Source organism: uncultured Pseudokineococcus sp., assembly GCF_947499845.1.
Taxonomy (GTDB): domain Bacteria; phylum Actinomycetota; class Actinomycetes; order Actinomycetales; family Quadrisphaeraceae; genus Pseudokineococcus.
Genome location: NZ_CANMPM010000016.1, coordinates 13,050 through 33,158, shown reverse-complemented (window position 1 = coordinate 33,158; position 20,109 = coordinate 13,050). Strand labels below are relative to the sequence as shown.

Here is a 20,109-nt window from a genome sequence, read left to right as displayed (position 1 = left end):
GCTGGGGCATCGTCGCCCGCATGAGCGAGCAGACACCGAGCACGCAGGAGCGCGAGGTCGACGTCGTCGTCATCGGCGGCGGGTCGACGGGAGAGAACGTCGCCGACCGCGCCCACCGGGGCGGCCTCGGCGAGGTGGTCGTCGTCGAGGACGAGCTGGTGGGCGGCGAGTGCTCCTACTGGGCGTGCATGCCGAGCAAGGCGCTCCTGCGCCCGACCGCCGCGCTCGCCGCGGCGCGGCGCGTCCCCGGCGCCGCGGCCGCCGCCACCGGCGAGGTCGACGTGCAGGCCGTCCTCGAGCGGCGCACCTCCTTCACGAGCGGCTGGGACGACTCCAGCCAGGTCGAGTGGGTCGAGGGCGCGGGGCTCGAGCTGCTGCGCGGCCGGGCCCGGCTCGACGGCGAGCGCCGCGTCGTCGTCACCGGCGCGGACGGCGGCACGACGGCGCTCGTCGCCCGGCAGGCCGTCGTCGTGGCCGTCGGGTCGACCCCGAAGGCGCCGCCGATCGACGGGCTGGACGGCGTCAGGTGCTGGACGAGCCGCGAGGCCACGTCGTCGCGCTCGGTCCCGCCCCGGCTGCTCGTGCTGGGCGCGGGCGTCGTCGGCAGCGAGCTGGCGACGGCGTACCGGCGCCTCGGCTCCGACGTCACGCTCGTCGCGGGGTCGGCCGTGCTGTCGGCCTTCGAGCCCCGCGCGGGCGAGCTCGTCGCGGACGCGCTGCGGGAGGAGGGCGTCGAGGTCGTCATGGGCCCGCGGGCCTCCTCCGTCGAGCGCGACGGCGACGAGGGCGAGGTGCGCCTCACCCTCGACGACGGCCGGGTGCTCGTCGGCGACGAGCTGCTCGTCGCGACCGGCCGCGGCCCGCAGACCGGCGACCTGGGCCTGGAGACCGTCGGCCTCGAGCCGGGCCAGGCCCTCGACATCGACGCCGCCGGGCAGGTCCGCGGCGTCGACGGCCGGTGGCTCTACGCGGCCGGCGACGTCACGGGCCTCGCGCCGCTGACGCACATGGGCAAGTACGCCGCCCGCGCGGTCGGCGACGTCGTGGCGGCCCGCGCCCGCGGCGAGGCCGACGGCGAGCCCGCGCCCTGGAGCAAGCACGCGACGACCGCCCTGCACCGGGCGGTCACGCAGGTCGTCTTCACCGACCCGGAGGTCGCGTCGGTCGGCCTGACGGCGCAGCAGGCCCGCGACGTCGGCCTCGACGTCCGCGTCGTCGAGCTCGACATCGCCGTCGCCGGCTCGTCGCTGCAGGCGGACGGCTACACCGGCTGGGCGTGCATGGTCGTCGACGAGAGCCGCTCGGTCGTCGTCGGCGTCACCTTCGTCGGGCAGGACGTCGCCGAGCTGTGCCAGTCGGCCGCCGTCGTCGTCGCCGGCGAGGTGCCGCTGGACCGGCTCTGGCACGCCGTCCCGCCGTACCCGACGATCAGCGAGGTCTGGCTGCGCCTCCTCGAGGCCTACGGCCTCTGACCCGACCCGCCCCCTCCCGCCCCCGTCAGGGGCGGGCGGGCGGGTGACGGCGGAGGCGTCAGCGGGCGAGGAGCCGCCCCGCGCGCAGGTACCGCGCGACGGCGAGGCGCTGGGCGCCGCGGGCCAGGGGGCTCGCCAGGCGGGCGGGCGCCCAGGCGAGCCGCGAGCGCGAGGCGACCGTCAGGACGACCCGGTCGCCGAGCCGCTGGAGGAGGAAGGACTCCTCGCCCTCCTCGGGGTGCGGGGTGAGGGCCTCGTAGGTGAAGCCGGCCCGGCCGGGCTCGTCGACGACCTCGGTCACCCGGCAGCGGGCGACGAGCAGCCCGCCCGGCCCGGCGCTCTGGCGCACCTCGACGCCGGGCGCGGCGTCCGGCGTCGAGAGCGGCACGCGCACGCCCGCGAGCCGCTGCACCTCCCAGCCGAGCAGCCCGGCCCGGGCGCGGGCGAAGGCCCCCGCCGCCCCGCCGGGCGAGGCCGGCCCGACCACGGCGCTGCGCCGCGTGTCCTGCCAGCCCGGGCTCCAGCCGGCCGAGACGTCGGGGCCGTCGCCGGCGCTCGCGGTGGCGAGGTCGAGGGCGGGGCTCACAGGGCCGGCACCTCGGTGGGCCCGGCGCCGGCGAGGTCGAGGACGCGCGCGCCGTCGGGGCCCAGGGCGTCGAGCTGCGCGAGGTAGATCCCCCGGCCCGCCGCCGAGACGACGGCGTCGTGGATCGGCACGACGACGCGCGGGGAGACGGCGCGGACGAAGGCGACGGTCTCCTTGAGCGAGGTCCACGGGGCCGTCAGCGGCGCGGCGAGCACCTCGACGCCGTCGGGCACCGCGCCGTAGGCGTCGCCGGGGTGGAAGAGGACCGGCTCGCCGCTGCCCTCGCCGCCGAGGAGGACGCCGACGTTGCCCACGAGCGGGATGTCCTCGTGGATGACGGCGTGCTGCCCGCCCACGGCCCGCAGCGGCAGGCCGGCGACGCGCGTCGTCGTGCCCGCGGGCAGCGGCTCGGCGCCCCAGCGCTCGTCGGCGGCGGTCTGCGGCTCGGCGAGGACGCGCGCTCGCGGGTTGCCGTCGCGCAGCGCCTCGAAGCGGCCCTCGGCCGGGTCGAGGTGGTCGGGGTGGGCGTGGGTGACGACGACGGCGTCGAGGTCGCGCACGTCCTCCCAGCCGGGGGTGAAGGCCCCCGGGTCGAGCAGGACGCGGGCGCCGCCCGCCTCCACGAGCAGCGTCGAGTGGCCCAGATGGGTGATGCGCATGCCGCCACGATGGCACCGGACCCCGTGGGCCACACCCGGTGCAGCGGGTGGCCGCCCGGCGGCCGGGCCGGTGGTGCGACCATGGGGAGGTCGTCCGCCGCGGGCCGCGACGGGGCCCGCGCCCCGTGCGCACCGGCCCGCTCGAGCCCAGCCGAGGAGACCCCCGTGGCCTCACCGACCCGTCCCCGCGAGGAGCGCGCGGCCCGCGCCGCCGCCCTCCGCGAGCAGCAGGCCCGGCGCGAGCGCCGGCAGCGCGGCCTCATCATCGGCGTCACGGCGGGGATCGTCGTCGCGCTCGTCGCTGCGGTGACCGTCGTGCTCGTCGTCACCCGCGAGCAGCGGGCGACCGAGCAGGCCGCCCTCGAGGCGCCGGTCGACGGCGTGCAGACCTTCGAGGACCTCGGGCGCGAGCACGTGACGGGCGAGGTCGACTACGCGCAGACGCCCCCGGTGGGCGGCGACCACAACGCCGTCTGGTGGAACTGCGGCGTCTACTCCGAGCCGGTCCCCGACGTGAACGCGGTGCACTCGCTCGAGCACGGCGCGGTCTGGATCACCTACGACCCGTCGCTGCCCCAGGACCAGGTGGACGCGCTCGTCGCGGCCGCCGAGCCCTACGACTACACGCTCGTCAGCCCCTACGCGGGCATGGAGAGCCCCGTCACGCTCAGCGCGTGGGGCACCCAGCTCGCCGTCGAGGACGCCTCGGACGAGCGCATCGCGCCCTTCCTGGCCCAGTACGTCCAGGGCGAGCAGACGCCGGAGCCCGGCGCCGCCTGCACGGGCGGCCTGTCCTGACGTCCACGGAGGCGGGGCAGAGCGGGGAGGGCCCGGTCGGGGAGGGCCCGGACGAGGGGCTCGGAGGGGGCCCGCGCGGCGACGGCGTCCTCACGGGTGCGACCCGCGCCGTCGTCGTCGCCGGCGCGGCGGCGTCGGCGGGGCTGCTCGTCGTCCTCGGCCTCGTGCTCGGCCTGCACTGGGGGTCCGACGGCCCCGGGGGCGGCGCCGCCCCCGCGGCGGGCTCGGTCGACGCGGGCTTCGCCCTCGACATGCAGGCCCACCACCGGCAGGCCGTGCAGATGTCGACCCTCGTGCGCGACCGGGCCGAGGACGAGGACGTGCGCACCCTCGCCCTCGACATCGCGCTCACCCAGCAGCAGCAGGCCGGCCAGATGTACGGCTGGCGGGAGCTCTGGGGCCTCGGCCAGGGGCGCACCGAGCCGGTCATGGCCTGGATGTCCGGGCTCGAGGGCCACGCGGCGGGAGGCCACGGGGGGCACGTCGGCGCGGTGCCGGCCGAGGGGCTCGGCGCCGTCGGCGACATGCCGGGCATGGCGAGCGCCGCGCAGATGGACGCCCTCGCGGCCGCGGACGGCGAGGACGCCGCGCGGATCTTCCTGCAGCTCATGATCCCGCACCACGTCGCGGGCGTGGAGATGGCGCGCGCCGCCGCGCAGGAGGCCTCCGAGCCGGAGGTCCGGGCGCTGGCGGACGCGATGGCGACCGGCCAGGAGGCCGAGCTCACCGTCCTGCGGGACATGCTCGCCGAGCGCGGCGGCCCCGTACCGGGCGTCTGACGCCGGCCTCCGGGGCCCACCGCGCCGCGGCGAGCCCGCTGCTCCCGCAGCACGGACGGCGGCGGGGGCGGCGGCCGCGCCCCGGTAGCGTCTGCGTCATGGGTCGCGTCGTCGTCGAGGTCATGCCGAAGCCCGAGATCCTGGACCCCCAGGGCAAGGCCGTCGCGGGCGCGCTGCCGCGCCTCGGCTTCGGGCGCTTCACCGGCGTCCGGCAGGGCAAGCGCTTCGAGCTCGAGGTCGAGGGCGAGGTGACGCCCGAGGTGCTCGAGGAGGCCGCCCGCGCGGCCGAGGTGCTCCTCTCGAACCCCGTCATCGAGGACGTCGTCCGCGTCGCCCCCGTCGAGGCCGACGCCGCCACGACGACGCTCGCCGGCGGGACCGCCTGATGGGCCGCGTCGGCGTCGTCACCTTCCCCGGCTCCCTCGACGACGGGGACGCCGCGCGCGCCGTCCGCCTCGCCGGCGGCGAGCCCGTCCGGCTCTGGCACGGGGACGCCGACCTCAAGGGCGTCGACGCCGTCGTCCTGCCCGGTGGCTTCTCCTACGGCGACTACCTGCGGTGCGGGGCGATCGCCCGGTTCGCGCCCGTCATGGAGCCGCTCGTCGACGCCGCCCGCGGCGGGCTGCCGGTGCTCGGCATCTGCAACGGCTTCCAGGTGCTCTGCGAGGCGCACCTGCTGCCCGGGGCCCTCGTGCGCAACGACCACCGGACCTTCGTCTGCACCGACCAGCGCCTGCGCGTGGAGAACGCCGCGACCGCGTGGACCCACGAGTACGCCTCCGGCGAGGAGGTCGTCGTCCCGCTCAAGAACGGGGAGGGCGGCTACCTGGCCGACGAGGCGACGCTCGACCGCCTCGAGGGCGAGGGTCTCGTGGCGCTGCGGTACGTCGTCCCCGAGGGGGGCCGGAACCCCAACGGCAGCGCGCGCGACATCGCCGGCGTCGCCAACGCCGCGGGCAACGTCGTCGGCCTCATGCCGCACCCCGAGCACGCCGTCGAGGCCGGCTACGGCCCCGACCCGCGCACCGGCACGGCCGGCACCGACGGCCTGCGCTTCTTCTCCTCGGTGCTGCGCCAGCTCGTCTCCTGACCGGGCCCCCTCCGCACGTCGTCGGCACCTCGCCTCCGCGGGGCCGCCTTCCCCGCACGTCGTCGGCACTTCGCCCTCGAGGGGGTCACTTGCACGGCACTTCGACGACGACGTGCGGGGAGACGTCGGGCGCAGGGGCACTCTGACGACAGAGTGCGGTGAGGGCCGCCGGGGAGGTTGCGGTCGAGAGGGACGGGTCAGGCGGCGGAGGTCGGGCGGAAGCCCCAGTGCCAGGGCTCGCCGGAGACGGTCTCGGCGAAGCCGTAGCGGCCGGCGTTCTCGCGCATCCACACCTGGGCGCGGCCGTCGAGGCCGAGGTCCACGGCCATCCCCCAGCCGTGGCTGCTCGTGCCCGGCGCGGCGGCGAGGCCGCCCTCGCTGCGCAGGCCCTTGCGGGCGGCCATGGAGACCTGGTCCTCGTAGGACCGGTAGCTGTCGTTGACGCGCCACGTGACGCCGTCGGCCCGTGCCGCGGCGGCCATGCGGTCGTACGCGGCCGCGGCCGGGCCCCACAGGCGCTCGCCCGACCCGGCGCCGCCGATCTCGACGAGCTGGCCCTCCGGCACCTTCCCGTTGCCGTGAGCCTTCAGGTCCAGCGGCACGCCCCTGGCGTCGAGCCTCCCGACGACGGCCGGCGCGGACGACGCCGCCCCCGCCGCACCGACGGCGCCGACCGTCGGCGAGCTCGACGGCGCGCCGGCCCCGGTGCGGGCGCCCGGCAGGGCGGCGAGCAGCTGGGCGAGGCCGTCGGAGGACAGGCTCGTCGTCGTGGTCGTGAAGGCCGGCTCCGCGGTCGCCGTCGTCCCGCCGGCCAGTGCCGCGGCGAGGCCACCTGCGCCCGTGCCGGCGCCGAGCGCCGCGGCGAGCGACGACGCGGTCCCGCCGGGCTGCTGCGGGCCGGCCTGCTGGCCCAGCTGCTGGGCGAGGGCGTCGGAGAAGGCCGACGACGACGCGGCGCTGGAGGTGGGGGCGCTCGCCGCGACCGGCGCGGCAGCGCGCCCCGGCCCCCCGACGGCCAGCGCGTCGATCTGCGCCTGGATGCCGGCCATGCGCGCGGTGATGCCGCTGATGCCCTCCACACCGGTGTCCTCGGCACGTCGTCCGCGCGACCTGAGCCGTCGACGCGGCCCGGAGCGTCACCGCGGCCCTCCGGCGCGGGCGGGAGGGCCCCGGCGCCTCGGTAGCCTGCGCCCATGGCCGAGCCGACCACCGCCACCGCCCGACCGGACGCGACGGGCGGGTCCGGCGGAGCCGTCGACACCGTCGAGCGGGCGGCGGCCACGCCCGACGTCGCCCAGCCCTGGCGCGAGCTGGGGCTGCGCGAGGAGGAGCACGCCCGCATCCGCGAGATCCTCGGCCGGCGCCCGACGTCCGCCGAGCTCGCCATGTACTCGGTGATGTGGAGCGAGCACTGCTCCTACAAGTCCTCCAAGGTGCACCTGCGGCAGTTCGGCGAGAAGACCACCGAGGCGATGCGCGAGCACCTCATGGTCGGCATCGGGGAGAACGCCGGCGTCGTCGACATCGGCGACGGCTGGGCGGTCACCTTCAAGGTCGAGAGCCACAACCACCCGAGCTTCGTCGAGCCGCACCAGGGCGCGGCCACGGGCGTCGGCGGCATCGTCCGCGACATCCTCGCCATGGGCGCGCGGCCGGTCGCCGTCATGGACCAGCTGCGCTTCGGCGCGGTCGACCACCCCGACACCGCGCGCGTCGTCCACGGCGTCGTCGCGGGCGTCGGCGGGTACGGCAACTGCCTGGGCCTGCCGAACATCGGCGGCGAGGTCGTCTTCGACGCCGTCTACCAGGGCAACCCGCTCGTCAACGCGCTCGCCGTCGGCGTCATGCGGCACGAGGACCTGCACCTGGCCAACGCCACGGGCGCCGGCAACAAGGTCGTCCTCTTCGGCGCCCGCACGGGCGGCGACGGCATCGGCGGAGTGTCGGTGCTCGCCTCGGAGACCTTCGACGCGACCGGCCCGGCCAAGCGCCCGAGCGTGCAGGTGGGCGACCCCTTCGCCGAGAAGGTCCTCATCGAGTGCTGCCTCGAGCTCTTCGGCGCCGGCGTCGTCGAGGGCATCCAGGACCTCGGCGGGGCCGGGCTCTCGTGCGCCACCAGCGAGCTCGCCAGCGCCGGCGACGGCGGCATGCACGTCGAGCTCGACCGCGTGCTCCTGCGCGACCCCTCGCTCTCCCCCGAGGAGATCCTCATGAGCGAGAGCCAGGAGCGGATGATGGCCGTCGTCCGCCCCGAGCACCTCGACCGCTTCCTCGAGGTCGTGCGGCGCTGGGACGTCGAGACGAGCGTCCTCGGCGAGGTCACGGACACCGGTCGGCTCGTCGTCACGTGGCACGGCGAGGTCGTCGTCGACGTCCCGCCCCGGACCGTCGCGCACGACGGCCCCGTCTACGAGCGCCCCTACGCGCGCCCGTCGTGGCAGGACGCGCTGCAGGCCGACTCGGCCGCCGCGCTGGCGCGCCCGACGTCGGGGGAGGACCTGCGCGCGACGCTCCTGCGCCTCGTCGGCTCGCCGAACCTCGCCGACAAGGGCTGGGTCACCGACCAGTACGACCGCTACGTGCTCGGCAACACCGCGCTGGCCACGCCCGACGACGCCGGGGTCGTCCGCGTCGACGAGGCCACCGGCCTCGGGGTCGCGGTGTCCACCGACGCGAACGGCCGCTACGGCTACCTCGACCCCTACGCGGGCGCCCAGCTCGCGCTGGCCGAGGCCTACCGCAACGTCGCCACCGTCGGCGCCCGGCCGCTCGCGGTCACCGACTGCCTCAACTTCGGCAGCCCCGAGGACCCCGACGTCATGTGGCAGTTCTCGGAGGCGGTCACGGGCCTGGCCGACGCCTGCCAGGTGCTCGGCGTGCCCGTGACCGGCGGCAACGTCTCGCTCTACAACTCGACGGCCGACACGCCCATCCACCCGACGCCCGTCGTCGGCGTCCTCGGCGTGCTCGACGACGTCGCCCGCCGCACGCCGTCCGGCTGGCGCGCGCCCGGCCAGGCGCTCTACCTGCTCGGCACCACGCGGCTCGAGCTCGACGGGTCCGCGTGGGCCGAGGTCGAGCACGGCCACCTCGGCGGGCGGCCGCCGGCCGTGGACCTCGAGGCGGAGCGGCTGCTCGGGGACGTGCTCGTCAACGCCAGCCGCGACGGGCTCGTCGACGCCGCGCACGACCTCTCCGAGGGCGGCCTGGCGCAGGCCGTCGTCGAGGGCTGCCTGCGCTACGGCGTCGGCGCGCGCGTGTGGCTCGACGAGCTGTGCGAGCGGGACGGCGTCGACGCCGCGACGGCGCTGTTCTCGGAGTCGACGGCGCGCGTGCTCGTCTCCGTGCCGCGCTCGGAGGAGGTGCGCTTCACCGACGTGTGCAGCGCGCGCCGCCAGCCGGCGCTGCGCGTGGGCGTCGTCGACGAGCCGGGCGAGGCCGCCGCGCTCGACGTTCAGGGGCTCCTCACCGTGCCGGTGGCTGAGCTGCGCGCCGCGTCCACGGCGACGCTGCGCGAGGCCTTCGGCGCCTGATGCCCGCACGTCGCCGCATCACCGCCGAGCGGGCCCGCGACGCCGTCCGCGCGTGGGAGGCCGACCCCGCCGGGGCGGACCGCGCGGCGACGGCGCTGGCCGTGCGCGGGTCCCTCGAGGAGCTGGCCGAGCGCGTGCCCGGCAGCAGCGTGGAGGTGCGGGTGCCGCCCTTCGGCGTCGGGCAGTGCGTCGAGGGGCCCCGCCACACCCGGGGGACGCCGCCCAACGTCGTCGAGACGGACGCCGCCACGTGGCTCGGCCTCGTCACCGGCGGCCTGCGGTGGGACGACGCCGTGGCCCAGGGCCGCGTCTCGGCGAGCGGTCTGCGCGCGGTGCTCGGCGACGTGCTGCCCCTGTGGCCGGGCGGCGCCTGACGTCCGCCCGTCCCGGAGGCACCGGGCTCGTGCGCCCGGTGCCCTCGGAGGGGGCGCGTCGACGGCGGGTAGCGTCCCGGCCGTGAGCGAGCAGCCGCCCCCGGTCGACGGCGACGACCGGCGCACCGACGGCACCGACGGCGCCGGTGAGCGCCCGGCCCCCACGGAGGCCGACCTCGCCGGAGCGCAGCGCGTGCGCTACCGCCGCGCCCCCCGCTACCGGGTGCTCGTCGGCCTCGGCGTGGCCGTCGGCGCGGTGCTCGCGCTCGTCCTCGCCCTGACGAGCGAGCCGAGCGCGACGTACAGCCGCGCCGCCGTCTTCGGCTACCTCCTCGCCGCCCTGGGCCTCTCGCTCGGCCTCCTCGGCGGGCTCGTCGGCGTCCTGCTCGAGCGCGTGGCGCGCCGGGGCTGAGCCGCGGCGGCCCGGGCCCCCGGGCGGTGCCGGGAGGTCACCGCCGCGGAACTCGCGTGACGGCCCGCCGTCACGGGGCGATCCTCGTCGGGCCGCGCGGACCCGTGCGGCTCCTCCCGCACGAGAGAGCAGACCCATGCCCACCGACGGCCGGCCCGACCGGCTCTCCCCGCGCCTGATGAGCTGGGCGTCGATCCTCGACGACGCCACCCGCGAGCAGGCCCTCACGACGGCGACCATGCCGTTCGTCCACCCGCACGTCGCCCTCATGCCCGACGCGCACCTCGGCAAGGGGGCGACGGTCGGCTCCGTCATCCCCACCGACGGCGCGATCATCCCCGCCGCCGTGGGCGTCGACATCGGCTGCGGGATGCTCGCCGTCCGGACGTCGTACGACGTCGAGACGCTGCGCCGCACCGACCTCCGGGCGCTGCACGCCGGCATCAGCCGGCGCGTGCCGCTGTCCGCGGGCGGGCGCAACCGCGGTGTCGAGGCGACGGCGGAACCCCGCGTCGCGGAGCTGCGGGGGACGCCCGGTGCGCAGCAGGCGGACGAGGTCTCGCGGCGCTGGGAGCGGCAGCTGGGGACGCTCGGCTCGGGCAACCACTTCATCGAGGTGTCCGAGGACGAGCAGGGGCGGGTGTGGCTATTCCTGCACTCCGGGTCGCGCGGCGTCGGCAACCAGCTGGCGCAGCGGCACATCCGGGTGGCCCAGGAGCAGGCGACCCGGCGCTTCTACGACCTGCCCGACCGCGACCTGGCCTACCTCGTCGAGGGGGAGCCCGAGTTCGACGCCTACGTCGAGGCCCTCCTGTGGGCGCAGCGCTTCGCCGCGCTCAACCGCGAGGAGATGATGGACCGGGTCGTCGCCGCGCTCGCCGAGGCCCTGGGGCTGGGCGGGCCGGAGGACGTCGTCCGCGAGGAGACCATCGGCTGCCACCACAACTACACCGCGCGCGAGAGGCACTTCGGGCGCGAGGTGTGGCTCTCCCGCAAGGGCGCCATCAGCGCCCGCGAGGGCGAGCCGGGCCTCGTGCCGGGCTCGATGGGCGACGCGTCGTACGTGGTCGTCGGCCGGGGCGACCCGGTCGCGCTGCACTCCTCGCCCCACGGGGCGGGGCGGGCGTGGTCGCGCTCCGCGGCGCGGAGGCGCTTCTCCCGCAGCGACCTCGACGCCCGCATGGGGGACGTCGTGTGGGGCGAGTCGGACGCCTTCCTCGACGAGCACCCGGAGGCCTACAAGCCGGTCGACGTCGTCATGGCCGACGCCGCCCGCCTCGTCGACGTCCGCCACGTCCTGCGGCAGGTGGTGAACGTCAAGGGGGACTGAGGGCCGTGGGGGCTGACGGACGGCGGGGGACCCCGCCGTCCGTCACGCCCGGCCCGCCGTCCCGGGCCCGTGCCGGCGGGCCCCCTCGAGCGCGGCGGCGAGGCGCTCGACGTCGGCGGTCGCCATGCCCCGCAGGTCCAGGCGCTCGCGGTCCAGGACGGCGACCGGCCACTGGTCCCAGCGCCCCGGGGGCCGGACCTCGACGACGTCCTCCCACGGGCGCCAGGCCCGGCGGACGACGCCGTGCCGCCGCCGCAGCACGTCGGGCCCGACCTCGGTGCCCTGGCGCGAGACCGCCAGCACGACGGGGAAGAAGGCCCAGTCCGGCAGCAACCGCCACAGCCCTGCCCAGCCGTCCGTGATGGCGATCGACGTGACCTCACCCGTCCGGGGGGTGCTCGGCGGAGCCGTCCACGAGCGTGACCGTGCACGGTCACGCTCGTGGACGGCTTCCGACGGCCCTCGGGCGTCCGGCCGGCGCCGCGCGCTGTGCCACCATGACGCCGTGCCCGGTGGCGACGGACGGCTGACCCACGACCTGCTCCCCGGCGAGAAGGGCCCGCAGGACGCCTGCGGGGTCTTCGGCGTCTGGGCCCCCGACGAGGACGTCGCGCGGCTGACGTACTTCGGGATCTACGCGCTGCAGCACCGCGGGCAGGAGTCCGCGGGCATCGCCGTGAGCACCGGCACGCAGCTGCTCGTCTACAAGGACATGGGTCTCGTGTCCCAGGTCTTCGACGAGCCGGCCCTTCGCGCGCTCCAGGGCACCCTCGCCATCGGCCACACGCGCTACTCCACGACGGGCGCGAGCCGGTGGGAGAACGCCCAGCCGACGCTGGGGGCGACGGCGACGGGCACCGTGGCCCTCGGGCACAACGGCAACCTCACCAACAGCCACGCGCTGCGGGACATGGTCGCCGAGATGCGGGGGGACTCCGGCGAGTCCGCGGCGAGCGGGGAGCTGGCGCGCGGCAACACCACCGACACGGCGCTCGTCACGGCCCTGCTGGCCGGGCACCCCGACCGCACGCTCGAGGCGACGGCGCTGGAGGTGCTGCCCCTGCTCGAGGGCGCCTTCAGCCTCGTCTTCATGGACGAGCGCACGCTCTACGCGGCCCGCGACCGCCACGGCGTGCGCCCCCTCGTCCTCGGGCGCCTCGAGCGCGGCTGGGTCGTGGCGTCCGAGACGGCGGCGCTCGACATCGTCGGCGCCAGCGTCGTCCGCGAGGTCGAGCCCGGCGAGCTCGTCGCGATCGACGAGGACGGCCTGCGCAGCACCCGCTTCTCCGAGGGCACGCCCAAGGGCTGCGTCTTCGAGTACGTCTACCTGGCGCGCCCCGACACGACGATCTCCGGACGCGTCGTCCACGCCGCCCGCGTCGAGATGGGGCGCCGCCTCGCCGCCGAGCACCCCGTCGAGGCCGACCTCGTCATCCCCACCCCGGAGTCGGGCACGCCCGCCGCCATCGGGTACGCCGAGGCCTCCGGCATCCCCTACGGCCAGGGGCTCGTCAAGAACAGCTACGTCGGCCGGACCTTCATCCAGCCCGACCAGACCATCCGCCAGCTGGGGATCCGCCTCAAGCTCAACCCGCTGCGCGACGTCATCCGCGGCAAGCGGCTCGTCGTCGTCGACGACTCCGTGGTGCGGGGCAACACCCAGCGGGCGCTCGTGCGGATGCTGCGCGAGGCCGGAGCCGCCGAGGTGCACGTGCGCATCTCGTCGCCGCCCGTCACGTGGCCGTGCTTCTACGGCATCGACTTCGCCAGCCGCGCGGAGCTCATCGCCGCGGGCCTGGGCGTCGAGGAGATCCGCAGCAGCATCGGCGCCGACTCGCTGGGGTACATCTCCCACGAGGCGATGGTCGAGGCCACCGAGCAGCCGGCCGACCGCCTCTGCTCCGCGTGCTTCACGGGCGAGTACCCGGTGCCGCTGCCGGACGCCCAGCGCCTCGGCAAGCACCAGCTCGAGCTGGGGCTCACCGAGGTGCAGGGCGACGCCGTCCTCGGCGCCGCGGCGGCCGCGCCGAGCGGCGCGGTGAAGGACGCCGAGGGCGCCGTCGCGGGGCGCGGCCGGTGAGCGGCGGCGCCCCGACGGGCACGACGTACGCGGCCGCCGGCGTCGACGTCGAGGCCGGCGACCGCGCGGTCGCGCTCATGCGCGAGGCGGTGGCGCGCACGCACGGGCCCGAGGTCGTGGGCGGCCTCGGCGGCTTCGCCGGGCTCTTCGACGCGAGCGCCCTCGTCGGGATGCGCCGGCCGCTGCTGACGACGAGCACGGACGGCGTCGGCACGAAGATCGCCGTGGCGCGGGCGATGGGCGTCCACGACACGGTGGGGATCGACCTCGTGGCCATGGTCGTCGACGACATCGTCGTGAGCGGGGCGCGGCCCCTGTTCATGACCGACTACATCGCCTGCGGGCGCGTCGACCCCGAGCGCGTCGCCGACCTCGTCCGCGGCGTCGCCCGCGGCTGCGAGGAGACCGGCACCGCCCTCGTCGGCGGCGAGACGGCCGAGCACCCCGGGCTGATGGAGCCCGACGAGTACGACGTCGCGGGCGCCGCCACCGGCGTCGTCGAGGCCGACGACGTCCTCGGCCCCCAGCGCGTGCGGGACGGCGACGTCGTCGTCGCGATGGCGAGCTCGGGGCTCCACAGCAACGGCTACTCGCTCGTGCGCCGGGTCGTCGCCGACGCCGGGTGGGGCCTCGAGCGCCACGTCGACGAGCTGGGGCGCACCCTGGGGGAGGAGCTCCTCGAGCCCACGCGCCTGTACACGCGCCCCTGCCTCGCGCTCGCGCGCGGGCTCGGCGCGGACCTGCGGGCCCTCAGCCACGTCACCGGCGGCGGGCTCGCGGCCAACCTCGGCCGCGTCCTGCCCGCGGGCCTGCAGGCGGGGGTCGACCGCGGCACCTGGTCCCCGCCCCCGGTCGTCCGCCTGGTCGGCCGCCTCGGCGGCGTCCCCCGCGCCGACCTGGAGCGCACCCTCAACATGGGGGTCGGCATGGTCGCCGTCGTGGCGCCCGACGCCGTCGACGGCGCTCTGGCGGACCTCGCGGCCGCCGGCGTGAGCGCCTGGGTGGCGGGGGGCGTGGGCCCCGACGACGGCGGGCGCGGCCCCGAGGTCACCGTCGGCGCCAAGGGCGTCGACGGCGGCAGCGTCGTCCTGCGGGGCGAGCACCCCCCGGCGTGAGCGAGCCGGCTCGGGCGACCCGGGTCGGACGACCCGAGCTCAGGCACTCGGGCTCAGGCTCCCGGGGGCCGGGGCAGCCGGAGGGGCGCACCCGCCGTGCGGACGCGCACGAGCGCACCGCCGGCCGCAGCCGACGGTGCGCTCGTGCGGTGAGAGGTGTCAGCGGGAGGAGCCGGAGGCCCAGCCGCCGTAGCCGTCGTCGTCCTCGTCGGAGCTGTCCCGCTCCGGCGGGTCGTACGACGCGCCGGAGTGCCCGAGCTCGCGCTCGAGGGACTTGTAGTCCGTCTCCGGGCTGTAGTACTTGAGCTGGCGAGCGACCTTGGTCTGCTTCGCCTTCTGACGGCCGCGCCCCATGGCGTCGACCCCCTCTGAACGTCGTGCCGGGGCAGGCCGTCGAGGACGGCGGCCCCGGGGCCTGGTCATCTCTGCGCGTCCGCCACGCTACAGCCTCGCCGTCGCTTCCGGCACACCGGTCCGGGGCCCCGGGGGCGGCCCGTCCGCGCCGTCCCCGACCCCGCCGTGCGGCCTCCCGGGCCGTCGGCGAGCGCCGTCGGGAGGGCCGACCGGGGGTGCGCCGTCGCGCCGGCGGCGTCGTGCGCCTCACCCGTCCGGCGCCCTCCCGCGTCCGTCCGGGTGACGCGCTGTTCTCATCAGACGGACGACGGCATCACGAGATGGTCACGGATGTGACGACCCAGAGCGTCGGAGATCACCCGCGGTCACGGGAAAGCGTCTTTCCGTCACCCAGCGCCCCGACCCGTCACCGTCGATGACGAACACCCAGGACCTAGTCATTCCGGACTATGGCGACTCACAGGTTGCGACAGCACACTCGACGCCCGAGACACCACGGGTCGGCGCCGCGCCGGCCCGAGCCCCCCCAGGAGGACGCCATGACCGCTCGCACCGACGAGGTCGAGAGCCTGCTCACCCCCGCAGAGGTCGCCGCGCTCTTCCGCGTGGACCCCAAGACGGTCACCCGCTGGGCCAAGGCGGGCAAGCTCTCCTCGATCCGGACCCTCGGCGGGCACCGCCGCTACCGCGAGGCCGAGGTGCGCGAGCTGCTCGGCGGCGCCGTCCCGCAGCCGCGCGCCACCGAGGACTGAGGCGGCGGCCCCGGGCGCTCCCCGGGGCCCCCGGGGCGGCCGCTCCCGCCGCTCGGCGGCGAGGAGGGGCGGCCCGGCGCCGGCGGCCCGGACCTAGCATGGGGCGCCCGCGCCGGGACCCTCCGGCGCCGTCGTGCCAGGAGGAGACCGTGCCGTCCGGGACCACCCCGCCCCCCGCCCAGCCCGACCCGTCGCCGGCAGGCCCGGGTCCCGCGCAGGGCGCCGGTGACGGCGGCCCCGTCGGACGGGTGCGGCCGATCGTCCTCGACGGCGACCCCGTGCTCCACCGCCCCTGCGCCCCCGTCACCGCGTTCGACGCGGACCTGGCGCAGCTCGAGGCCGACATGGTGGTGAGCATGCACGCGGCCGACGGCGTCGGGCTCGCCGCCAACCAGATCGGCGTCGACGCCCGGATGTTCGTCATGGACTGCCCCGACGCGGCCGGCGAGCGCGTCGTCGCGACGGTGGTCAACCCCGTCCTGCGCCTGCCCGGCGTCTTCGCGCGGCGCGCCACGGACGACGAGGGCTGCCTGTCCGTGCCCGGCGAGGTCGCCGCCGTCGAGCGCCTGACCTCCGCCGTCGTCACCGGCGTCGACGTCCGCGGCGAGCCCGTGCGCGTGTCCGCCTCCGGCCTCGCGGCGGTGTGCCTGCAGCACGAGGTGGACCACCTCGACGGGCTGCTCTACGTCGACCGCCTCGACGCCGACGAGCGCGCCGAGGTGCTGCGCGCCGCGGGCCTCGCGCCGCGCTGACGCGGCGCCGGGCCGGCGCGAGGTCGCACGGCCCCGGGGTCGGGCCGGGGGCCGGCGGGGGCGGAGCTGCAGGGGTGTGACGGGGATCACCTCCGGGATGCGCCAGGATGGCGCCGACCGGCACGAGCACGGACGGCGAGAGGTGACCCGGCATGGCGAGCAGCGACGCGGACATCGACTTCGAGGTCCGGACCCTCGGGCCCCGGACGGTCCCGTCCCCCCTCGCGCCCCTCCTGGAGCGGCGTCGCACGAGCCACCACGCGGTGGAGGAGGGCGACCGCATCCTCTTCGACGACACGCGCTCGTCCTCCGAGCGCCGCGGCGAGGGCGAGCTCCCGAGCCTCGAGGCCGCGGGCCCCCGCCGGAAGATCTTCTTCGACCCGTCCAAGACGCGGGTCGGCATCGTCACCTGCGGCGGCCTGTGCCCGGGCATCAACAACGTCATCCGCGCGCTCGTCTCGGAGCTCACGACCCACTACGGGGTGCGGCGCATCCACGGCTTCCGCAACGGCTACCAGGGGTTCATCCCCGAGTACGGCCACGACGTCGTGGACCTGACGGTGGAGTCGGTCGACGGCATCGCGGCGCTCGGCGGCACCATCCTCGGCAGCTCGCGCGGCGAGCAGGACATCGGCCAGGTGGTCGACTGCCTCGAGCGGATGGGCATCAGCATCCTCTTCGTCATCGGTGGCGACGGCTCGATGCGCGGCGCCCAGCGCATCGCCGAGGAGATCGGCCGCCGCGACCGCCCCATCGGCGTCGTGGGCGTGCCGAAGACGATCGACAACGACATCCCCTTCCTCGACCAGAGCTTCGGCTTCCAGACGGCGTTCTCCGAGGCGACGCGCTCCATCCGCAGCGCCAAGGTCGAGGCGCGCTCGGCGCCCGGCGGCGTGAGCGTCGTCAAGCTCATGGGCCGGCACTCGGGCTTCATCGCCTGCTACGCGGCCCTCGCGCAGAACGACGCCGACTTCGTCCTCATCCCCGAGGTGCCCTTCGCCTTCGACGGGCCGGGGGGCTTCCTCGAGGTGCTGCGCGCGAAGGTGCGCTCGCAGGGCCACGCCCTCGTCGTGGCGGCGGAGGGCGCCGGGCAGGAGCTCTTCACCGAGGCCGAGGCCGAGGGCGGGCTCGTGGACGCCAGCGGCAACAAGCGGCTCCAGGACGTCGGCCGGCTGCTGCGCCAGCGCATCACGGCGGACTTCGCCGCCCACGGCATGGAGCTCAACCTCCGCTACATCGACCCGAGCTACGTCATCCGCAGCGTGCCCGCCAACCCCTACGACAGCGTCTACTGCACGCGCCTCGCGCACGCGGCCGTGCACGCCGCCATGGCCGGGCGCACGAACATGGTCGTCGGGCGGTGGCGGCGGCGCTTCGTCCACATCCCCATCCAGCTCGCCGTCAGCACGCGCAACCGCGTGGACCCCAACGGCGACCTGTGGTGGTCCGTGCTCGAGGCCACCGGGCAGCCGGCGTCGCTGGGCGAGGGCGCCGAGTCCATCGAGGTGCCCGCCTTCGGCGGGCAGTAGCCGCCCCTCCCCGCCGACCCGTCCTCCCCGCCCGCCGCGGGTGGCGGGGCCGGGGAAGGACGGCGACGCTGGTGCGAGCGGGCCGGCCCCGGCCCCGCACGACGCACGAGCGCCCGCGGGCGCGGACAGGGAGCACCTCGTGGCGCTGAACATCGGCCGGCTCGTCGGGAAGGCGCGCAGCTACGCGTCGCAGAACCCCGACAAGGTGTCCTCCGGCCTGGACCGGGCGGGCGACGCCGTCAACCGGCGCACCGGCGGCAAGCACTCGTCCACGGTGACGAAGGCCAAGAACGCCCTGGGCAAGGCGCTGGGCACGAGCGGTCACGGCGGCTCGCGCGGCGGGTCCGCCGGCACCGGCCCGCGCGACCCCCGGTAGCCACCGGCGGGCGGGGAGGCGGCCGTGCGGTCGTCACCGCATCGTTGCGCGACCGCCGCGCCGCGCCCGCGCGCGGTGCCCGAGCATGGGGGCGTGCAGCCCGCAGCCCACCACGTCCTCCTGCTGGGCGGGACGACGGTGGCCCAGGCGCTCGCCGTGGACCTCGTGGACGCGCCCGGGGTCCGGGTCACCAGCTCGCTGCCCGTCGACCGGCACGTCCCCGTCCCGCCGCCCGGCGAGGTCCACCGCGGCGGCTTCGGCGGCCCCGAGGGCCTCGCCGCGTGGCTGCGCGACCACGACGTCCGAGCGGTCGTGGACGCGACGTCGCCCTTCTCGGCCCGCATCACGAGCACCGCGGTCGCGGCGTGCGCCGCCGCCGACGTCCCCCTGCTCCTGCTCGACCGCCCGGCCTGGCTGCCCCAGCCGGGAGACGACTGGCGACCCGTGCCGGACCTCGACGCGGCGGCGGAGGTCCTGCGCGACGGCCCGTGGGAGCGCGCCCTGGTGGCGGGCGGGGCCCGCGACCTCGGGGCGCTCGGGCGGCTGGAGCGTCCCCGGCTGGTCCTGCGGGTCCCGCGCCTGCCCCGACCGCCGCTGCCGGCCGGGTGCGAGGTCGTCCTCCGCCGGCGCGCCGGCGACGTGGACGGCGAGGTCGCGCTCATGGTCGACCGCGGCGTCGGCGTCGTCGTGACGACCGACAGCGGGGGGCCCGGCGGGGCGGCGGTCCTCGTCGCGGCGCGCGAGCTCGACCTGCCCGTCGTCGTCGTCCAGCGCCCGCCGGCGCCCCCGGGGGCCGAGCGGGCCGCGCGCGCGGCCGACGCCGCCTCGGCCTCCGCCTGGGTGCGGCAGGTCCTCGACGGCGGCGCGGCCGGGGGCGGCGGTGCTGCCGGCGGGGGAGCGCCGCTCAGGCGGCCAGCCGCTCCGCCAGCGCCGTCAGCGACGGGACGGTGAGGTCCGGCGCCAGCAGGTGGTCCGGGTAGGTCCGGCCCGCGCGGTCGACCCACGCGGTGCGCAGGCCGGCGCGGGCGGCGCCGTCGACGTCCCACGGGTGCACGGCGACGAGGAGCGCGCGGTCCGGCGCCGCCCCCGCGGTCGCCAGCCCGTGCGCGTAGGCCGCGGGGGCGGGCTTCCACGCCCCGCCCGGCGCGTCCTCCACCGACAGGAGGAGGTCGACGTGGTCGCGCGCGCCGGCCCTCTCGAGCAGCGCCCCGGCGACCGCGGCCGCGCCGTTGGAGAGCGTGGCGACCCTCGGGCCGAGGGCGTGCAGGGCGGCCAGGCCCGGCGCCACGTCGGCGTGGGCCGGCAGGTGCAGGAAGGCGTCCATGACGTGGCCGGCGGCCGCGTCGACGTCGTCGACCTCGCCCTCGAGGACGGCCCGCAGCCCGCCGCGGGCGACGTCGGCGAAAGGGGCCGCGGCGCCGGCGGCCGTGCGCGCGAAGCCGTCGCGCAGCACCCCGGCGAACCACGTGGCCGCCAGGTGGCCGGGAGCGCCGACCTCCTCGAGGGCGGCGGCCACCGGAGCGGTGTCCGACAGGGTCTCGTTGACGTCGAGGAGGACGAGGTCGGGGAGCGCGGCGGCGGGCACCCTCAGAGGTTGCCGTAGCGCCGCGAGCCGGGCACGCCCGGGGGCAGCCGCCGGCGCACGGCGCGCGAGGCGTCGCGCGCCCCGCGCAGGGCCACGCGCAGCGCCCGCCGCCGCAGCGTCGTCACGACGACCACGTCGGGGCCGAGGAGGCGCCCGTCCGGCGCCCGGCCGAAGCGGCGGTCCACCTCCGCCAGCGCGGCGAGGTACTCCTCGGTGCTCCCGCCCACGTCGGGGTGGTGCTGCCGCGCGGCCCGCCGCCGGGCGGCGCGGTAGGCCGCCTCGTCGTCGTCGGCGGGACCGGGTGCCGGGGTGCTCACGGCAGGAGTGTGACGGGCCGCCCTCCCGCGGTGCTCTCCCGGGCCCCCCTCCTGCGTCGCCCTCCTGGGGCCGCACGGCCCCGGCCGCGCGGGCGGGACGTCGCCGGACCGGTCCCACGCGCCCCACGGTCCTCGTGCGCCCCTTCGGCAGCGGGACGACGTGCTTGAGACATCTCCTGTCTCGATCGGGTAAAGGTCTGGCACACTCGCGCCGAC

The 20,109-nt window shown here is 77.2% G+C and carries 23 protein-coding genes; 16 read left to right on the top strand and 7 right to left on the bottom strand.

Annotated features, from left to right (window positions below):
* The first annotated feature begins 20 nt into the window (after positions 1-20).
* Positions 21-1,472 (top strand): NAD(P)/FAD-dependent oxidoreductase, encoded by a 1,452-nt coding sequence (locus Q0789_RS13555; RefSeq protein ID WP_298806081.1) that lies wholly within the window; start codon positions 21-23, stop codon positions 1,470-1,472.
* A 58-nt stretch (positions 1,473-1,530) separates the two neighbouring features.
* Here the strand turns inward: Q0789_RS13555 and Q0789_RS13550 are convergent, their stop codons facing one another.
* Positions 1,531-2,058 carry a DUF1990 domain-containing protein gene (locus Q0789_RS13550; RefSeq protein ID WP_298806079.1) on the bottom strand — a complete coding sequence of 176 codons (528 nt, stop codon included), beginning with the start codon at positions 2,056-2,058 and terminating at the stop codon, positions 1,531-1,533.
* Positions 2,055-2,717, bottom strand: coding sequence for an MBL fold metallo-hydrolase (locus Q0789_RS13545; protein WP_298806077.1), 663 nt, complete (start codon positions 2,715-2,717; stop codon positions 2,055-2,057). The genes Q0789_RS13550 and Q0789_RS13545 overlap by 4 nt, the downstream gene beginning before the upstream one ends.
* 165 nt (positions 2,718-2,882) lie before the next feature.
* On the opposite strand from Q0789_RS13545, the gene Q0789_RS13540 reads away from it, so the two are divergent.
* From Q0789_RS13540 to purQ, 4 genes are all read left to right on the top strand, one after another.
* Complete coding sequence (locus tag Q0789_RS13540) at positions 2,883-3,515, top strand: DUF3105 domain-containing protein (RefSeq protein ID WP_298806075.1); 633 nt, start codon at positions 2,883-2,885, stop codon at positions 3,513-3,515.
* A 164-nt stretch (positions 3,516-3,679) separates the two neighbouring features.
* Positions 3,680-4,294, top strand: a complete 615-nt coding sequence (locus Q0789_RS13535; RefSeq protein ID WP_298806073.1) for a DUF305 domain-containing protein — start codon at positions 3,680-3,682, stop codon at positions 4,292-4,294.
* A 98-nt stretch (positions 4,295-4,392) separates the two neighbouring features.
* Positions 4,393-4,680 carry a phosphoribosylformylglycinamidine synthase subunit PurS gene (gene purS / locus Q0789_RS13530; protein WP_298806071.1) on the top strand — a complete coding sequence of 96 codons (288 nt, stop codon included), beginning with the start codon at positions 4,393-4,395 and terminating at the stop codon, positions 4,678-4,680.
* Positions 4,680-5,384: a phosphoribosylformylglycinamidine synthase subunit PurQ gene (gene purQ, locus Q0789_RS13525; RefSeq protein WP_171202975.1), complete on the top strand. Its 705-nt coding sequence runs from the start codon at positions 4,680-4,682 to the stop codon at positions 5,382-5,384. The genes purS and purQ overlap by 1 nt, the downstream gene beginning before the upstream one ends.
* Before the next feature lie 197 nt (positions 5,385-5,581).
* Here purQ and Q0789_RS13520 read toward each other — a convergent pair whose 3' ends face one another.
* Positions 5,582-6,463, bottom strand: coding sequence for a M15 family metallopeptidase (locus Q0789_RS13520; protein ID WP_298806069.1), 882 nt, complete (start codon positions 6,461-6,463; stop codon positions 5,582-5,584).
* A 114-nt stretch (positions 6,464-6,577) separates the two neighbouring features.
* On the opposite strand from Q0789_RS13520, the gene purL reads away from it, so the two are divergent.
* From purL to Q0789_RS13500, 4 genes are all read left to right on the top strand, one after another.
* Complete coding sequence (gene purL / locus Q0789_RS13515; RefSeq protein ID WP_298806068.1) at positions 6,578-8,917, top strand: phosphoribosylformylglycinamidine synthase subunit PurL; 2,340 nt, start codon at positions 6,578-6,580, stop codon at positions 8,915-8,917.
* A complete protein-coding gene (locus tag Q0789_RS13510; protein WP_298806066.1) occupies positions 8,917-9,291 on the top strand; it encodes a sterol carrier family protein in 375 nt (124 codons plus the stop codon). The genes purL and Q0789_RS13510 overlap by 1 nt, the downstream gene beginning before the upstream one ends.
* A gap of 82 nt (positions 9,292-9,373) precedes the next feature.
* On the top strand, positions 9,374-9,703 hold the full coding sequence (locus tag Q0789_RS13505; protein WP_298806064.1) for a hypothetical protein: 330 nt from the start codon (positions 9,374-9,376) through the stop codon (positions 9,701-9,703).
* Positions 9,704-9,839: 136 nt separating this feature from the next.
* A complete protein-coding gene (locus Q0789_RS13500) occupies positions 9,840-11,033 on the top strand; it encodes an RtcB family protein (RefSeq protein ID WP_298806062.1) in 1,194 nt (397 codons plus the stop codon).
* 42 nt (positions 11,034-11,075) lie between these two features.
* Here the strand turns inward: Q0789_RS13500 and Q0789_RS13495 are convergent, their stop codons facing one another.
* The gene (locus tag Q0789_RS13495) at positions 11,076-11,366 is read right to left on the bottom strand and encodes a hypothetical protein (protein ID WP_298806060.1); all 291 of its coding nucleotides are present in this window, start codon (positions 11,364-11,366) and stop codon (positions 11,076-11,078) included.
* A gap of 172 nt (positions 11,367-11,538) precedes the next feature.
* On the opposite strand from Q0789_RS13495, the gene purF reads away from it, so the two are divergent.
* Together purF and purM are read left to right on the top strand one after the other, a co-directional pair.
* Positions 11,539-13,113: an amidophosphoribosyltransferase gene (gene purF, locus Q0789_RS13490; protein WP_298806058.1), complete on the top strand. Its 1,575-nt coding sequence runs from the start codon at positions 11,539-11,541 to the stop codon at positions 13,111-13,113.
* Positions 13,110-14,228, top strand: coding sequence for a phosphoribosylformylglycinamidine cyclo-ligase (gene purM, locus Q0789_RS13485; protein WP_298806057.1), 1,119 nt, complete (start codon positions 13,110-13,112; stop codon positions 14,226-14,228). Before purF ends, purM begins: the two co-directional genes overlap by 4 nt.
* A gap of 159 nt (positions 14,229-14,387) precedes the next feature.
* On the opposite strand, the gene Q0789_RS13480 is transcribed toward purM, so the two are convergent.
* Entirely contained in the window at positions 14,388-14,582 is a 195-nt protein-coding gene (locus Q0789_RS13480; protein WP_298806055.1) for a DUF3073 domain-containing protein, read from the bottom strand.
* A gap of 539 nt (positions 14,583-15,121) precedes the next feature.
* Between Q0789_RS13480 and Q0789_RS13475 the strand changes: the two genes are divergently transcribed.
* From Q0789_RS13475 to Q0789_RS13455, 5 genes are all read left to right on the top strand, one after another.
* Positions 15,122-15,334, top strand: coding sequence for a BldC family transcriptional regulator (locus tag Q0789_RS13475; RefSeq protein WP_298806053.1), 213 nt, complete (start codon positions 15,122-15,124; stop codon positions 15,332-15,334).
* 248 nt (positions 15,335-15,582) lie between these two features.
* Positions 15,583-16,086, top strand: coding sequence for a peptide deformylase (def, locus tag Q0789_RS13470; protein WP_363325938.1), 504 nt, complete (start codon positions 15,583-15,585; stop codon positions 16,084-16,086).
* 152 nt (positions 16,087-16,238) lie between these two features.
* Positions 16,239-17,615 carry an ATP-dependent 6-phosphofructokinase gene (locus Q0789_RS13465; protein WP_298806045.1) on the top strand — a complete coding sequence of 459 codons (1,377 nt, stop codon included), beginning with the start codon at positions 16,239-16,241 and terminating at the stop codon, positions 17,613-17,615.
* 139 nt (positions 17,616-17,754) lie between these two features.
* Positions 17,755-17,991 (top strand): antitoxin, encoded by a 237-nt coding sequence (locus tag Q0789_RS13460; protein WP_298806043.1) that lies wholly within the window; start codon positions 17,755-17,757, stop codon positions 17,989-17,991.
* Positions 17,992-18,084: 93 nt separating this feature from the next.
* Positions 18,085-18,942 carry a precorrin-6A/cobalt-precorrin-6A reductase gene (locus tag Q0789_RS13455; RefSeq protein ID WP_298806041.1) on the top strand — a complete coding sequence of 286 codons (858 nt, stop codon included), beginning with the start codon at positions 18,085-18,087 and terminating at the stop codon, positions 18,940-18,942.
* Here the strand turns inward: Q0789_RS13455 and Q0789_RS13450 are convergent.
* Together Q0789_RS13450 and Q0789_RS13445 are read right to left on the bottom strand one after the other, a co-directional pair.
* Entirely contained in the window at positions 18,896-19,576 is a 681-nt protein-coding gene (locus Q0789_RS13450) for a haloacid dehalogenase type II (RefSeq protein WP_298806039.1), read from the bottom strand. The two genes, Q0789_RS13455 and Q0789_RS13450, sit on opposite strands and share 47 nt — an antisense overlap.
* Before the next feature lie 2 nt (positions 19,577-19,578).
* Entirely contained in the window at positions 19,579-19,893 is a 315-nt protein-coding gene (locus Q0789_RS13445) for a hypothetical protein (RefSeq protein ID WP_298806037.1), read from the bottom strand.
* Positions 19,894-20,109 lie beyond the last annotated feature (216 nt).